This is a genomic window from Streptomyces sp. UF-297 (assembly GCF_058245575.1).
In genome coordinates this window covers 19,454-35,104 of the sequence record NZ_JBSIBZ010000007.1, presented here as the reverse complement: position 1 = coordinate 35,104, position 15,651 = coordinate 19,454, and the positions used below count along the sequence as shown (strand labels likewise).

Below are 15,651 nucleotides of genomic sequence, written 5' to 3'. Positions count from 1 at the left end.
TGGTGGGTGACGACGACATCTCCGGGTGATACCCGGATCTGATCGACCACCGGCAGGCGCACCCTTGGCAAGTGCCGCCGTTGTGGTCATCTCGCCGTCCCCTTTTTCCTGTCTCAGGTGCAGTGCCCTTCGCGCGCCGGATTCCGTGCAGCGGTTTCCCGATGGAGTGGCCTGCCCTCTTTTCCTCATGAGGTCATTCCCATGTCCGACGCTTGTGTCATCTGCTCCCAGCTGGCCTTCTCCTGGCCCGACGACACCCCGGTCTTCGAGGACCTGTCTTTCGCCGTCGGCGCCGGCCGTACGGGCCTGGTGGCGCCCAACGGCTCCGGCAAGAGCACTCTGTTGAAGCTGATCGCCGGTGAACTGCGCCCCGCGGCAGGGGCGGTGACCGTGAACGGCGCGGTCGGCTACCTCCCGCAGACACTTCCTTTGACCGGTGAGCCGACGGTGGCCGAGATCCTGGGTGTTGATGCGGTGATCCGTGCCATCGACGCTGTCGAGTCCGGCGACGTGAGCGAGGAGCACTTCACGGCCATCGGCGACGACTGGGACATCGAAGAGCGCACCCGCGCCCAACTCGACCGGCTCGGCCTCGGCCACCTCGCCCTCGACCGGACCCTGGACACGCTCAGCGGCGGCCAGATCGTCAGCCTCGGCCTGGCGGCGCAACTGCTCAAGCGCCCCGACGTCCTGCTGCTGGACGAACCGACCAACAACCTCGACGTTCAAGCGCGCCACAAGCTCTACGACGTGCTCTCGGACTGGAACGGCACGCTGCTGGTCGTCAGCCACGACCGGGCCCTGCTGGACCGCATGGAGCGCATCGCCGAACTCGACCGCGGTCAACTGCGCCTGTACGGCGGCAACTTCACCCAGTACGAGCAGGCCGTGCGCGCCGAGCAGGAGGTCGCGGAGAAGAACGTACGCAACGCCGAACAGGAGCTGAAGCGGGAGAAGCGCGAGATGCAGCAGGCCCGCGAACGGGCCGAGCGCCGCGCGAGCAACGCCGCCCGCAATCTGAAGAACGCCGGCCTGCCGCGTATCTTCGCCGGGAACATGAAGCGCGGCGCCCAGGAATCCGCCGGGCGAGCGGGCCAGATGCATGCCACCCGCGTCCACGAGGCGCAGGCCCGGCTCGACGACGCCGGACGCGCCCTACGCGACGAGCAGCGGCTCACCCTGGAACTGCCCGACACCGACGTCCCCGCCGGACGCACCGTCATCCTGGGCGAGGGGATGCAGATCCGCCACGGGGAGCAAGACCTGTTCGCGAGGGAGGGGGTTGACCTCGCCATTCGCGGACCCGAACGCATCGCGCTCACCGGCCCCAACGGCGCCGGCAAGACCACCCTGTTGCGGCTGATCACCGGTGAACTCGCCCTGGACAGCGGGAGCATCAAGCGGGCCGACGGACGGATCGCCTCCCTGTCGCAGCGCCTGGACCTGCTCGACCCCGACCGCACCGTCGCCGAGAACTTCGCGAGCTTCGCCCCGCACCGGCCGGAGGCGGAGCGGATGAACCTGCTCGCGCGCTTCCTGTTCCGCGGCCCCCGCGCCCACCTGCCCGTACGCCTACTCTCCGGCGGCGAACGCTTGCGCGCCACCCTGGCCTGCGTCCTGTGCGCCGAACCGGCCCCGCAACTGCTGCTGCTGGACGAGCCGACGAACAACCTCGACCTGGTCAGCGCGCGCCAGCTGGAGAGCGCCCTGACGTGCTATCGCGGCGCGTTCGTGGTGGTCAGCCACGACGAGCGCTTCCTCGAACGGATCGGCGTCGACAGATGGCTGCGGGTCGCCGACGGCGAACTGACCGAGACGGGAGCACCGCACGCATGAGGCGCTGACGTGTCGACCCTGCCCACGCCCGAGGTAGCGCACCCGGTGGGCCCAGCAACGACCACGTCGGACGGAACACCATGCCTCACCCTGCCCTGCTCGCCCACGACATCGTCCGCACCCTCGGCACCCGCAGGGTCCTCGACGGAATCGGCCTCACCGCCTCGCCCGGCCACCGCATCGGACTGATCGGCGAGAACGGCGCCGGCAAGACGACCCTGCTGCGCATCCTCGCCGGTATCGACGAGCCCGACTCGGGCAGCGTCGTACGGCCGCCCGACCTCGGCTTCCTGCACCAGGAGATGCCCTACGAAGCCGAGTCGACGATCGCCGACGTCCTGGACGACGCCCTGCGCGAGGCGCGCGAGACCCTCGCGGAACTCGACCGCCTCACCCAGAGCCTGGCCCGTACCCCCGAGGACGCCCCCGGCCACGCGCACCTGCTCGACACCTACGCCCGCCACCTCGAACACGCGCAGCAGCGCGAGGCATGGGACGCCGACCGGCGCGCCGCGATCGTGCTCGACGGGCTCGGCCTCGGCGCCCTGGCGCACGGGCGGAGTCTCGACTCCCTCTCCGGCGGCCAGCGCGGCCGCCTCGCGCTGGCCGCGCTGCTGGTGAGGAGACCCTCCGCCCTGCTGCTGGACGAGCCGACCAACCACCTCGACGACAGCGCCGCCGCCTTCCTGGAGGAGCAACTGCGCGGCCTGCCCGGCGTCGTCGTGGCGGCCAGCCACGACCGGGCCTTTCTCGACGCCGTCTGCACCGACGTCATCGACCTCGACCCGACGAGGGAGGGCCCGGTCCGCTACGGCGGCAACTACAGCGCCTACCTGGTGGAAAAGCGCGCCGAGCGAGAGCGCTGGCTGCGGCGGCATGCCGAGGAACAGCAGGAACTGCAAGCGCTGCGCCGCTCGGCCGAGGTCACGGCCCACCTGGTCGCACCGGGCCGCGAGCGGCGCGACAACGAGAAGATGGGCTACGGCCACCGCTCCGGGCGCGTACAGCACCAGATCTCACGGCGGGTGCGCAACGCCGCCCGCAGGCTGCAGGAACTCGAACGCGACCAGGTCGCGGCGCCGCCGCAGGTGCTGCGGCTGCGGCACACCCCACTGACGCAGCCGTCCACGGAGGGCACCCTGCTCTCCCTGCGCCGGGTGCACGTACCGGGCCGGCTCGCCCTCGACCGCCTCGATGTGTCGGCGAGCGAACGGCTGCTGGTCACCGGCGGCAACGGCGCGGGGAAGTCGACCCTGCTGGCCGTCCTCGCCGGGCGGCTCGAAGCCGGGGGAGAGGTACGGCGCCGGCGCAGCCTCACCGTGGGGATGCTGCCCCAGGACACCGTCTTCGACCGCCCGGACCGCAGCGCCCAGGAGACCTACGAGACCGTCCTGGGCGCCGAGCGGGCCGAGGCGGTCCCGCTGGGCACGCTGGGACTGCTGCACGAGGCGGACCTCGGCAAGCCGGTGGGACACCTGTCGGTCGGGCAGCGCCGCCGGCTCGCACTGGCGCTCCTGATGGCCCGCCCTCCGGCGCTGCTGCTGCTCGACGAGCCGACGAACCATCTCTCCCCGCGCCTGTGCGACGAGTTGGAGTCCGCACTGGGTACGGGCCCCGGCGCGGTCGTCCTGGCCAGCCACGACCGCTGGCTGCGGCGGCGCTGGCCGGGCCGCGAGATCCGGCTGAACGCCACGCGGGGAGGCCCCTGTTGTAGCGGCTGACGATCCATGCGAGCGCCATCGTCCACCCGTCAGGATCCAGGACGGTGACGTGAACGTGGATCATGTCTTTGTGCGCGGGAATCCGGCCCTGGACTTCGCGGCCACGCTCCGGGTACGCCGCACGGCGCGATGCGAGATGTTCGCGGCACTGGACCGCCTGGACGCGTGGTACGTGAAGTCCGGCCTGGTCGACTCCGTCTCGTCGGCCAGGCGGGTCGGCGTGGGGCGGGCGAGGACCGTACGGGGCCGCCTACCAGCTGATCACGGCCCGGTGCCGCGGCGAGGACTTCGACGACGGGGCGCTGGCCGTGGTCAACGATGCGGCTCGCAGCGCTCGCGCGGTGGACGGCGCCAGGGGTGCGGCATGGAGTGCTGCGGCAACCGATTCTTCGGCTACCGGCACCAGTCCGGCACCGACGCCGCCGAACGCCCGGCGCTCCTCCACGCCCTCGGCAAGCAGGCATTCGCCCTGAGGCGTCGACGTCGCGTACAACTGCTCGGCCCACGCCGCAAGCAGCGAGAGATCATGACGGTTGCCTGGTGCTTCGGGCGGACTGCTTCTGCTGCCACTGCTCCAAGGCCGTCTGGAGGGACTCGCTCATGAGGAGAAGGAATTCGGCGGAGGCTTCGAATCGGGCGCCGGCCGGGGTCGCCGCCCCGAGAATCTCGGTGGCGCGCCGCGATGCGGCCACCAGGGTGTCGTTCATCTGCAGCGCTGCGAGGGTGGACCGGAGCCAGATCTCATCGTCGATGACATAGCGTTCGCGGCGCCCGCCGGGATCGCGTTCCCGCTTGAGCATTCCCTGCTGTTCGAGGAAGGTGACGGCGTGTGAGATGGACGCCGGGCTGACGCGGAGCCGCTGGACCAGGTCGGCGGCGGTGAGGGCGCCGGAGTCGGTGACGAGCAGGCAGGCCAGCACCCTGGCCATCATCCGGGGCAGGCCTTGCTGTTCGAGGAGAGTGGTGAAGGACTCTGTGAAGTCGTGGACTGCTTGGGGGTCACGTCCGTGGCCGTCGTCGGGCATCGGCGGCGCCGCAGGCGGAGCCTGCTTGTGCCGGCGGGCGCGTTGCCGTGTGGCCTCGTGGGCCCGGTCTGCCCTGTAATCGTCGGGTCCGCCGTTGCGGGTGACCTCCCGCATGACGGTTGAGGCGGGCCGTCCCAGGCGCCGGCCGATCTCTGTGTATCCGAGCCCCTCGGCCAGCCCCGCAGCGATGTGCTGACGCTCCTCATTGGTGAGCCTGCCTCCGGGCATCGGTGCTCGTCTCCTCTCTGTCGGCGTGCGCGGAACTCGGCGTCCGCATCTGCAAAGTATGCTTTCACGCACAGCCCATTGCAATCCAGGTCCTGATCGCCCATTGCATTCGGCGTCACATTCATTGCAATATCGGCCTATGTCGCCTTGTAAGGCGGGCTAGTTGGGCTCCGATTATCTTTTGACACATCAGTGAACGCAATGTACTGTCGCAGTCGTTCAGAGATTCCTGAACGATGGTGACGGTACACAAGGGGGTTCATCGTGGGAACGGGCAACGACGGCTTCTCCAAGGCCGGGCTGCAGCGCGTGCGCGAGGTGCTGGAACGGCATGTCGAGTCAGGGAAGATCCCCGGGCTGGTCGCGCTGGTCAGCCGGGGCGGTCGGACGCACGTCGAAGCGATCGGCAGCATGCGCCACGAAGGTGGCGCGCCGATGCGCCGGGACACCATCTTCCGGATGGCGTCCACGTCCAAGCCGGTCGCGATGGCGCCGGTCATGGTCCTGCTGGACGAGTGCAGGCTGCGGCTGGACGATCCGGTGGAGCAGTGGCTGCCCGAACTCGCCGACCGCCAGGTGCTGAAGCGTGTCGACGGCCCGCTGGACGACACCGTGCCCGCGCGGCGGTCGATCACCGTACGGGACCTGCTGACCTCCACGTTCGGGCTCGGCATAGATCTGACGGCGATGGGCTCTCCGGTCATGAACGCGATCTTCGAGCGGGGCGTCTTCAGCCAGGGAGCGGAGCCGCTGCCCGAGCCGGACGAGTGGATGCGCCGCCTCGGCACGCTGCCTCTGATGCGCCAGCCCGGAGAGCACTGGCAGTACCACATCAGCCACGACGTACTCGGCGTGCTCGTCGCGAGGGTCACGGGCCAGCCGTTCGAGACGTTCCTGCGCGAGCGCATCCTCGATCCGCTGGGGATGAAGGACACCGGTTTCCACGTACCCGCCGACAAGATCGACCGGCTGCCGCCCAGCTACGTCCCCAACCCGCAGACCGGCGAGTTCACCGTGTGGGACGAGGCGGCGGGCGGACGCTACAGCGCTCCTCCGGCGTTCCCGGCAGGCGGCGGCGGGCTGGTCTCCACCGTCGACGACTACCACGCCTACTTCCAGATGCTGCTGAACCACGGGATGCACGGGTCCGAGCGGATCCTGTCCCGGCCCGCCGTCCAGCTGATGACCACCAACCGCCTCACGCCCGAGCAGGAGACCACCCGATCCGCCCAGGCCCGCAACGCCGTCCAGGTGTCCTTCGGCCAAGGACAGCAAGGCGGCTGGGGCTTCGGGATGGCGGTGCGTACTTACCGCGGCGACTACGCGCCCATCGGCCAGTTCGGCTGGGACGGCGGAACCGGCACCTCAACGTACGCCGACCCGCACAACCAGCTCACCGGAACCCTGCTCACCCAGGTCGGGCTGTCCGTCCCGGACCCGGCGCAGCTCATCCACGACTTCTGGACCACGCTCTACCAGGCGATCGACGACTGACACCGGCCCTGTGCCCCGCTGCGCCCCTGGGCGCCCGAACCGCCGACGTCGCCGCGAAGCGCGGTCGTGGCCCTGCCTGCCCGAGGCCGGGCTCGCCCGAGGGTGCGATTCCCTCGGGCGGCCCCGGCCTGAACAATCGAGGCACCAACAGGACCGCATTCACCATCCGTCCACGCCGCAGCACATCGCATCGGGGAGCTCATCGAGCAGCCCGACGACGTCACCGTCGACGTCGACGGCCCCGACACCAAGGTGCAGGCCTTCTGCGCGTGACACCGCCACAGCCCCGGACGCCCGCCCGGAGCACAAGGTCGGGCTGCCGTCCGGCCGGTGGGCGGTGCAGGTGCTCAACCCGTCGCGGTGGAACCAGCCGAACGCGGCAGCCCTTCTGCCTCGCCCTCGGCGGGCCGGCGCGAGGGGAGACGTTCGGGGCGCGGGTCAGGTGGTGGGGGTGGGCCAGGGGACGTCGGTTTCGACGGGGGAGGTGTAGTCGACGCCGGGGACAGCGAAGCCGTACAGGCGGCGGACTTCGTCGCTGAACCAGTCGAGGTCGGCGAGCTCGGTGATGGTGTCGCTGGTGGCGGTGCTCCAGCGTTCGGCGACGGCGTTTTGCACGGCGGGGCCGAGTTCCCAGGTGTCGAGGCGGACCCGGCCCTCGTCGTCGAGATCGAGCGGCCGGACGCCGGTCAGCTGGTCCCACAGCTCCACCAGTTGGCCGATCGGAGCCACCATGGTGTCGCCGAGGACGCCGCGCAGCAGCCCGACGTACAGGGCGATGCCGGGGATGGCGGTGGAGGACTGGGTGACGGCAGCGGCGTTGACCGAGGTCACCGCCCGGCCGCCCACGGTCTTGCCGAGGCGCTCGTCCAACGTGCGTGCGGTGGCTTCCAGATGGGACTTCGCGGCGCCGATGGTGCCCTGCCGGTAGATCGCCGCGGTGAGCGGCGAGCCGATGTAGGACAGGGCGGCGGTGGTGAAGCCGTCGGCGAGCAGGGACCGGTCGGCCAGGAACGTGATCCACCGTTCCCAGTCGGTGCCGCCCATCACCGCCACGGTCTGCTCGATGTCGTCGCCCTCGGCCGGCGCGGTGGTGACCTCCTTCACCTCCGGGGCACCGTGCTCGTCGAAGACGAGAGTCTTGGTGGTGTACGGCGAGCCGACCGGCTTGAGGACCGAGGCATACACGTCGCCGGTGTCCGGGTCGGTGCGGCGAGGAGCGGCCACCGAGTAGATCAGGAAGTCGACCCGTCCCCCGAACCGCTCGGCGAGCAGGTCGGCAACCTGCTCCTTCACCGTGTCGCTGAACGCATCCCCATTGAGGAAGACCATGTCCCGCCCGTGCTGTTGGGCGAGCCGGGCGGTGGCGGCGGTGCGATACCAGCCGGCCGTACCGGTGCGGCGCCCGGGCGCCTTCTCGAAGCACACGCCGATGCCACGGATACCGACGCGGGCCAGGCCCGCGATCGTAGCGGCCAGGCCATACCCGGCGGACGAGCCGATGACCAGAGCCACCGGCCCTTCGCCCTCGGCGCTGACCGGGGCGGGGACGGCCTGCCACATCTCCTCCACCAGCTGTCGGCAGCCGTCAGGATGGGAGTCGAGGAACAGGAAGCCCCGGCTCTTGGGCGCAATGACGCGTTCGCTCACGGTGTGGTGTCCCAGGTGTCGTCACGGACAAGGACGCGGCGGCCGCCTCGGCCACCGCGTACTGCAAGTCTGCGGCCGTGCGGATGAACACGGTGATCTTGACCGGCACAAGGATGTCCAGCCGGGCTTGGAGGGTTCCCCACTAGCTCCAGCAGGGCCGTTGGCGGCACCCACGTCTCATCCCGCGGGGTACGGGACGAACCTGCCGACCGGCAGGTCATGTGTGCAGCCAGAGGCGAACGGCTGTGGTGATCACATCACTGCGGTTGTCCTCAATCTGGCCGCAGGGAACGCCAGATGCGATCGGGCAGTATCCGCACTGCTTGGGCGAGGTCGACCTCGTCGGGGGCGGAAAGCCAGTGGCGCGCGGTCTCGGCAACGGGTCCGATGACGAGCATCTCGGTCATGTGCTCGGGGAGGGGGACGACTTCGCCGGCTTGGATGCGTGACCGCAGCCAGTCGAAGATGGCCTTGCGCATGGGCGCCATGGCTTCGCGGATGCTCTCGGCGTGGGCTGCGAGGTAACCGGAGTAGGTGGAGGCGTGGATGAAGAGTGCGGCGTCCGGCTGCTCTTGGGTGAAGCGCAGGTAAGCCTCGACGAGCGCGCGGATGCCGGTACGGGCGGTGCGGGTACGGGTGAGCGAGGTCGTCACGCGGGTGCACAGTTGCTCCATGCACCGTGAGTACAGGGCTGCGGCGAGGCCGTCGAAGCTGCCGAAGTGGTGATAGAGGCTGCCCAGGCTGACGCCGCTTGCCGCGGTAACTGCGTTCACGGTGAAGCCCTGTTGGCCGGACGAGGCGTATACGTGCAGCGCGCTGGTCAGCAGGCGGTCGATCGTGGCCTCGCTGCGCTGCTGCTTAGGCGACATGGTGCGGGTGCGTAGACGTCATGACGGGCAGCCTAGCTCAGCAAGATTAGAGAGGTATTTTAGAAAGCTGCTTCACAACAGCCCGTCGGCGGTCCACACTCGTCGATGACGCGCCCGGCTCGGACCGCCAGGACGCCGAAGCGCTCGAACCCCACACCGTCGCGCGAGGGGGGCCGGTGCCGTGCTCCGAGGCAGGAGGACGAAGGTGGCACGCGCGGCGGGAATGCGGCCTCGGCACCACCCGCGCGGTCGCCTGTGCCAACGAGGACGGCGCGGCAGCTATCTCCCCGAGGCGAAGGGCCCCCGACGACCTCGTCCTCGCAGCGGAGCCGCCCTTCGTCGTGGTCGCACCGAGCCCGCACCATCAGCCGGCTCCAAGGCGCCGAACGCCAGGTAGTCCACGTTGGCACCACCTTTCGATACCCGCTCATTGGAGGGTCGACATGCCGCTTCCCCCAGGTCAACGTGCCGTCAACGGATTCCCACGCTTCGGCACACATCTCCACCACCCGCCCCCGCCTGTCCCCGCGAACCCGGTGATCGAGATCAGCGGAGCGCTGACCGAAGCCATCACCCTGTCCGTGACCGACCTCGCAAAGCTGCCACGACAAGAGCTCGGAGCGGACTTCCACTGTGTCGCCGGGTGGTCGGCAACCGGCCTGCTGTGGGAAGGAACCGCGTTCGAGGCTCTCTACCGCACGCAGGTCGAACCGCTGCTCGCGCCGGGCGCGTCGATCAGCCACATCGTCTTCGAAGGCCTCGACGGCCACCGGTCGATCGTATTGCTCGAGGACGCCTTGGCCGACGACGTACTCATCGCCGACCGTCTCGACGGACGGCCGCTCGACAGTGACCACGGTGCTCCGGTGCGGCTGGTCAGCCCCAGCCAGTACGGCTTCGTCAGTACGAAGCACCTCTGCCGCATCGAATGCCACACCTCCGAACCCCCGGACCCCGACCGGTGGTCGCCCATCGCGGCGCACCGCCGGGCGAGGGTCTGGCAGGAGGAACGCCATCGCCGTCTTCCCGGCCGTGTGGTGCGGCCGGTCTACCGGGCACTGATCGGGCCGATCCGCGCACTCAGCGCCCGAGGCAGCCGCAAATAGCCGCAGCGATACCGCTGCCCCCTCCGACTGGATTGAGCGGGGACTGCATGCGCGGCTCATCCGAGGTGAGCCGCGCTACGAGGCCGTTGACAACGGAGTCAGCCTGCCAGCCGGGCGAGGGCCAGTGTGTGTGCGTGGGCGAGGGAGTCGGCAGCAGCACAAGGGACGTCCGGCTGCACACCGGTGCCCTCCCAGTTCGTACCGGAGACGGGGTTGATGGCGCGGCCGATGGGGACGGTGGCTTCCAAGTGGGGGTGCACCGTCCAGCCCTTGCACGGGTGTGCGCCGCCGCGGGTGCGCTCGCCGACGACAACGGCGCGGCCGAGCTGCTGGAGGTCGTACGCCAGCTCTTCAGCGGCGGAGAAGGTGCTGCTGCTGGACAGCACGTACAACGGCTTGCTGCCGCCGAAGCAGGCGCCGGGAACGTACGGCAGGCTCCAGGACTGCTCGGTGCGCTCGCCGCCGCGCCATCGCATGGTGTTGAGGTGGGTGCGCTTGTCCAGGAGGTAGCTGCAGACGAAGGCGACCGTGTCCGGGTCGCCGCCCCGGTTGGCGCGAAGGTCCACGATCAGCGCCTGGGCGCGGGAGGCCAGGGTGAGCGCGGCGCCCAGGGGTTCGGCGGCCCACTCCAGCGGAAACAGCATCGGTGCCAGCTCCACCACGGCGACCCCTCCGTCGAGCAACTGCGCCCGGGGCGCACCGCCCAGCGAGGTGTCGAAGTCCCGGCGCATGGCGTCCAGAGTGGCCGCCCCCTGCTTCGGGGACACCGGGTCGGCGTGGTGCTTCAGTCTCAGGTGCCGGTCGCCGTTGACGGACTGCAGGTCCGCGGTGACCAGCCGGGCGAGCTCCTCGGCGTCGTCGACGTCGTAGGCGCCCTCGGTGAGGCGTCGTTGCAGCAGGCCGGCGAGGTGTTCGGCTATCTCGGGGAAAACGTAGTGCTCGGTCAGGAGCTGGACTGTCTCGTCGATGACAGGGGCCGGCGAAAGCTTCGTCTGAGTCGTCATGGCAGGGAGTAGAGCACTGCCCTTGCGAAAGCGTCAAAGAGTTTAGACACTTTCGGTATGCGCGATCAGCCTCCCTATCTGCCGCCTCCCGAGGACGTCCTGGAGATCGGTGCGCCTGAGCAGTTCGCGGCGCTCTCTCATCCATTGCGTCAGCGGTTGCTCTTCGCCCTGGGCCACCGGCCGGCCACCACCAGCCAGCTTGCGGCGCAGCTCGACGCGAAGAAGGGCAACGTGGCCCACCACCTCAAAGTGCTCCGCGAAGCCGGGCTGATCCACATCGCCGAGACCCGCCAGGTCCGCGGCGGCACCGAGCAGTACTACCAGCGCACGGCCCGCCGCATGGTCGTCGCCGAACCCCGAGCGGCAGGCACCGCCGCGATGCTCGCCGCGGTCGCCCAGGAGCTGGACCGCTCTCCCGCCGAGACCCACCTGACACTGCGTCACCTGCGTCTCAGCCCCGAGAAGGCAAGAGAACTCGGCGAGACCCTCGCCCAACTGGTCGATGAGGCCGAGGAGGATGCAGAGGACCAGCCCGTGCATGGTGTGTTGGTGGCGCTCTATCAGCAGGCTCTGCCGACCAGCACCAGCGGTTCCGCCTGACCGCGCGGCGGTGGCTCCTCGCGCCAGTCCGTCCGCAGCGGGACCACCGTGCGGATCGGGTTCCGCCGCTACCGGGACACCTTCTCTATCGCCGCCAGACGCAGGCCGCTGCCCCAAGTCGCTCTGGCGCCAGCCAGTGGGGCGTATGGCAACAGCTCGCGAGGAGCGGGACGACGACGGCTGATCGCAGGGCAGGGCGGGGTGATGCGGTCCGGTTGCTACGGGTGCCGGATACGTTCGCCTGGCTGCCCTGACTTGGCGCTTCGAGCGAATTCGGCGTTCTCGCCCCTGGTCGGCCCAGCGGCGGGCATCCTGGCCGTATCGCTCTGAGCCGGGGCAGGTGCCACACCGCGAGGATCAGCGCACGCAGCTGCGGAACCTTCCGGGAAGGGGGCGCGAGGTGGAGCAACGAGGTGGGCCAGGGCGCCGGGAGCGGCCGCTGGACCCGGGGGCGGGCTCGTTACAGCGGTTCGCCCACGAGCTGCGGCAGGTGCGCCAGGAGGCAGGCGGCATCACCTACCGGGAGATGGCCGGGCGGTGCGAGTTCTCCACGTCCACGCTGTCGCAGGCTGCCGGGGGCGAGCGGCTGCCGTCGCTCCCGGTCACCCTGGCGTACGTCAGAGCCTGCGGCGGGGACGCCCAGGAGTGGGAGGAGCGGTGGCGCGGGGTCGCCGACGAGGTGACCGCCCAGGTGTCCGACGAGGACGAAGCGACCGCGCCCTACCGAGGGCTGGCCCGGTTCGAACCGGGCGATCGAGGCCGCTTCTTCGGCCGCGACCAGCTCACCGAGGACCTGGTGCAGCTGGTCCGGGAGCATCGGCTGGTCACGCTCTTCGGCCCCTCCGGCAGCGGCAAGTCCTCTCTGCTGCGCGCCGGGCTCATTCCCCGTCTCCAGCACGTCGCGCAAGAAGAGCTCCGGCCCGCAGCCATCCGGATCCTCACGCCCGGCGCCCGGCCGTCACGCACTCTGGAGCAGATCCTGGCTCCGGCCGGCGCCGAGGGCGATACCTGGCTGATCGTCGACCAGTTCGAGGAGGTCTTCACCCTCTGCCAGGACCCGGACGAACGCGACCAGGTCATCGACCGGCTGCTGTTGGCCCGCGACCCCGCCAACCGGCTGCGGGTGGTCCTGGGGGTCCGAGCGGACTTCTACAGTCATTGCCTGGCGCACCGGCGCCTGGCGGAGGCGGTACGCGACGCCAGCCTGCCGGTGGTGCCGATGAGCCCCGAGGAACTGCGCGAGGCCATCGTCAAGCCGGCCACGGACCGGAGGCTGACCGTCGAACGCGCCCTCACCTCCCGGCTGGTGGACGAGACCGTGGACGAGCCGGGCGGTCTGCCGCTGATGTCCCACGCGCTCCTGGAAACCTGGCGGCGCCGCAGGGGGCCGGTCCTGACGCTCGCCGCTTACGAGGCGGCCGGGGGAGTGACGGGCTCGGTCTCCCGTACCGCCGAGGACCTTTACACCCAACTCGCCCCCGAGCACGCAGACCTGGCCCGCCGCATCCTGCTCCGCCTGATCACTCCTGGCAACGGGGTCCCGGACACCCGCCGTCCCATCCAGCGCGCCGAACTCGACACCGGCGACGAAGCCGACACCAGCTACGTTCTGGACCGGCTGGCCCGCGCCCGCCTGGTCACCCTCGACCAGGACAGCGTCGACCTGGCCCACGAGGCCGTCATCACCGGCTGGCCCCGCCTGCGCGGCTGGATCGACGAGGACCGCGAACGCCTCCGCGTCCACCGGCGCCTGACCGAAGCCGCCACCACCTGGGCCGAACTCAACCGCGACCTCGGCGCCCTCTACCGCGGCGCCCGCCTGTCCGTCGCGCAGGAATACTTCCCCCGTCCCCATCAGCACAAGGACCTCACCGAACTGGAACGGGACTTCCTCACCGCCAGCACCGCCGCTCGCGAACAGGAAAGACAGGCAGCCGTCCGAGCCACCCGGAGACTGCGCAGGTTCGCCGCGGGCCTGTCCGTCCTCCTCGTCCTCGCCGTGACCGCGGGCGTGATCGCCTGGCAGCAGAGCCTCAGCAGCGACCGGGAGCGCAACAGGGCCGTCACCGCGCAGCACACAGCTCAATCCCGGCAACTGGCCGCAGAATCCACCACGTTGCTCGGCAGCGACTCCGATGTGGCCGCGCTGCTGGCCGTCCAGGCCCATCGCACCGCGCCCACGACGGAAGCCACCGCCAGTCTCTACGCCGCTGCCGCACTCCCGCTCAAGCGACGCTTCACCGGCCACACCGACCAGGTCTTCGCGGTGGTGTTCAGCCCGGATGGGAAGACCCTCGCCACCGGAGGCAACGACAAGACGGTACGGCTGTGGGACGTCGCCACCGGCAAGGCCCGCTCCACGCTCACCGGTCACACCCAAGAGGTCCGCCGGGTGGCGTTCAGTCCCGATGGGAAATCCCTTGCCACCAGCAGTCTCGACAAGACGGTGCGGTTGTGGGACGTCGCCACCGGCAAGCGCCGCGCCACCTTCACCGGCCACACCGACGCGGTCTTTGGGGTGGCGTTCAGTCCCGATGGGAAATCCCTTGCCACCAGCAGCGACGACAAGACGGCGCGGCTGTGGAATGTCGCCACCGGCAAGGCCCGTGCCACCTTGACCGGTCACACCAACACGGTTTCTGCGGTGGCATTCAGCCCTGATGGGAAATCCCTTGCCACCAGCAGCCTGGACAAGACAGTGCGGCTGTGGGACGCAGCTACCGGCACGGCGCGCGCCACGCTCACCGGCCACACCCAACAGGTCTACGAGGTGGTGTTCAGCCCCGACGGGAAAACCCTCGCCACCGGCAGCGGAGAGAATGACGCGCGACTGTGGGACATCGCCACCGGCAAGGCCCGCGCCATTCTCACCGGCCACGCCGGCGAGATCTACGCGGTGGCATTCAGCCCCGACGGAAAGACCCTCGCGACCGGAGGCGCCGACGAAACACTTCGGCTGTGGGACGTGGCCACGGGCAAAACCCGTACCACCCTCACCGGCCACACCCAAGAGATCCGCGGGCTGGCGTTCAGCCCCGACGGGAAAACCGTCGCCAGCAGCGGAGACACGACAGCGCGGCTGTGGGACATAGTCACCGGCAAAACCCGTACCACCCTCACCGGCCACACCGACGAGGTCAACGAGGTGGCGTTCGGTCCCGATGGGAAAACCGTGGCCGCTGCCAGCGTCGATGAGACGGCGCGGCTGTGGGATGCGACCACCGGAAAGCCCCGTGCCACCTTCACCGGCCACGAGGGCGCGGTCTATTCGGTGGCGTTCAGCCCCAATGGGAAGACCCTTGCTACCGGAGGCGTCGACGGCACCGCGCGGTTGTGGGATGTCGCCACGGGCAAGCCCCGTGCCACCTTCACCGGCCACGCCGGCGCGGTCGACGCCGTGGCGTTCAGCCCCGATGGGAAGACCCTCGCCACCGGAGGCATCGATAAAACGGCGCGGTTGTGGGACATCGCCACGGGCAAGCCCCGTACCACCCTCACCGGCCATACCGACGAGGTCTTCGCGGTGGCGTTCAGTCCCAATGGGAAGACCCTCGCCACCGGAAGCACTGACGGAACGGCGCGGCTGTGGGACGTCGCCACCGCTAAGCCCCGTACCACCCTCGCCGGCCACACCAACAAGGTCACCGGCGTGGCCTTCAGCCCCGACGGGAAAACCCTCGCCACCGTCAGCCCGGACACGACGGCGCGGCTGTGGAATGTCGCCACCGGCAAGACCCAGGCCACTCTCACCGGCCACACCAACGAGGTCTATGGCGTGGCGTTCAGCCCCGACGGGAAAACCCTCGCCACCGTCAGCGCAGACAAAACGGCGCGGCTGTGGGACGTCGCCACCGCTAAGCCCCGTACCACCCTCACCGGCCACACCGGCGAGGTCACCAGGGTGGCCTTCAGCCCCGACGGGAAGACCCTCGCCACCGGAAGCACCGACACGACGGTACGACTGTGGGAAGTCGAACTGCTCACCCCGACCGAATCCGTCAGCAAGATATGCAACGCCGTCCACCGAGACCTGACGCGCCAGGAACGCGCGACCTACCTGCCCGACCAACCGCACCGGCCCGTATGCCCCTCCTGAAGCCCCGATCCGGACGGCGAACAGC

11 protein-coding genes are annotated in these 15,651 nt (G+C 69.9%); 7 read left to right on the top strand and 4 right to left on the bottom strand.

The annotated features are described in order from the left end of the window. Nucleotides 1–201: 201 nt before the first annotated feature. The 3 genes from abc-f (at nt 202) to AC4IJH_RS06440 (ending at nt 4,161) form a co-directional block, all read left to right on the top strand. Nucleotides 202–1,836 carry a ribosomal protection-like ABC-F family protein gene (gene abc-f, locus AC4IJH_RS06450; RefSeq protein ID WP_490850554.1) on the top strand — a complete coding sequence of 545 codons (1,635 nt, stop codon included), beginning with the start codon at nt 202–204 and terminating at the stop codon, nt 1,834–1,836. A gap of 80 nt (nt 1,837–1,916) precedes the next feature. Then, complete coding sequence (locus AC4IJH_RS06445) at nt 1,917–3,557, top strand: ABC-F family ATP-binding cassette domain-containing protein (protein WP_490850553.1); 1,641 nt, start codon at nt 1,917–1,919, stop codon at nt 3,555–3,557. 136 nt (nt 3,558–3,693) lie between these two features. Continuing rightward, a complete protein-coding gene (locus AC4IJH_RS06440; protein ID WP_490850666.1) occupies nt 3,694–4,161 on the top strand; it encodes a hypothetical protein in 468 nt (155 codons plus the stop codon). Here AC4IJH_RS06440 and AC4IJH_RS06435 read toward each other — a convergent pair. Next, nucleotides 4,082–4,810 carry a GbsR/MarR family transcriptional regulator gene (locus AC4IJH_RS06435; RefSeq protein ID WP_490850552.1) on the bottom strand — a complete coding sequence of 243 codons (729 nt, stop codon included), beginning with the start codon at nt 4,808–4,810 and terminating at the stop codon, nt 4,082–4,084. The genes AC4IJH_RS06440 and AC4IJH_RS06435 overlap by 80 nt on opposite strands. Nucleotides 4,811–5,074: 264 nt before the next feature. On the opposite strand from AC4IJH_RS06435, the gene AC4IJH_RS06430 reads away from it, so the two are divergent. Further along, nucleotides 5,075–6,304 carry a serine hydrolase domain-containing protein gene (locus tag AC4IJH_RS06430; RefSeq protein WP_490850551.1) on the top strand — a complete coding sequence of 410 codons (1,230 nt, stop codon included), beginning with the start codon at nt 5,075–5,077 and terminating at the stop codon, nt 6,302–6,304. Between the two features lie 438 nt (nt 6,305–6,742). Here the strand turns inward: AC4IJH_RS06430 and fabV are convergent, their stop codons facing one another. Both fabV and AC4IJH_RS06420 read right to left on the bottom strand, forming a co-directional pair. Continuing rightward, nucleotides 6,743–7,951, bottom strand: a complete 1,209-nt coding sequence (gene fabV, locus AC4IJH_RS06425) for an enoyl-[acyl-carrier-protein] reductase FabV (protein ID WP_490850550.1) — start codon at nt 7,949–7,951, stop codon at nt 6,743–6,745. Nucleotides 7,952–8,223: 272 nt separating this feature from the next. Beyond that, nucleotides 8,224–8,820: a TetR/AcrR family transcriptional regulator gene (locus AC4IJH_RS06420; protein ID WP_490850549.1), complete on the bottom strand. Its 597-nt coding sequence runs from the start codon at nt 8,818–8,820 to the stop codon at nt 8,224–8,226. Between the two features lie 536 nt (nt 8,821–9,356). On the opposite strand from AC4IJH_RS06420, the gene AC4IJH_RS06415 reads away from it, so the two are divergent. Further along, nucleotides 9,357–9,926, top strand: coding sequence for a molybdopterin-dependent oxidoreductase (locus AC4IJH_RS06415; protein WP_490850548.1), 570 nt, complete (start codon nt 9,357–9,359; stop codon nt 9,924–9,926). A 98-nt stretch (nt 9,927–10,024) separates the two neighbouring features. Here the strand turns inward: AC4IJH_RS06415 and AC4IJH_RS06410 are convergent, their stop codons facing one another. Further along, complete coding sequence (locus AC4IJH_RS06410) at nt 10,025–10,930, bottom strand: S41 family peptidase (RefSeq protein ID WP_490850547.1); 906 nt, start codon at nt 10,928–10,930, stop codon at nt 10,025–10,027. Between the two features lie 57 nt (nt 10,931–10,987). Here AC4IJH_RS06410 and AC4IJH_RS06405 point away from each other — a divergent pair, with 57 nt between their 5' ends. Continuing rightward, entirely contained in the window at nt 10,988–11,530 is a 543-nt protein-coding gene (locus tag AC4IJH_RS06405; protein ID WP_490850546.1) for an ArsR/SmtB family transcription factor, read from the top strand. A 400-nt stretch (nt 11,531–11,930) separates the two neighbouring features. Beyond that, complete coding sequence (locus AC4IJH_RS06400) at nt 11,931–15,626, top strand: nSTAND1 domain-containing NTPase (protein ID WP_490850545.1); 3,696 nt, start codon at nt 11,931–11,933, stop codon at nt 15,624–15,626. Nucleotides 15,627–15,651 lie beyond the last annotated feature (25 nt).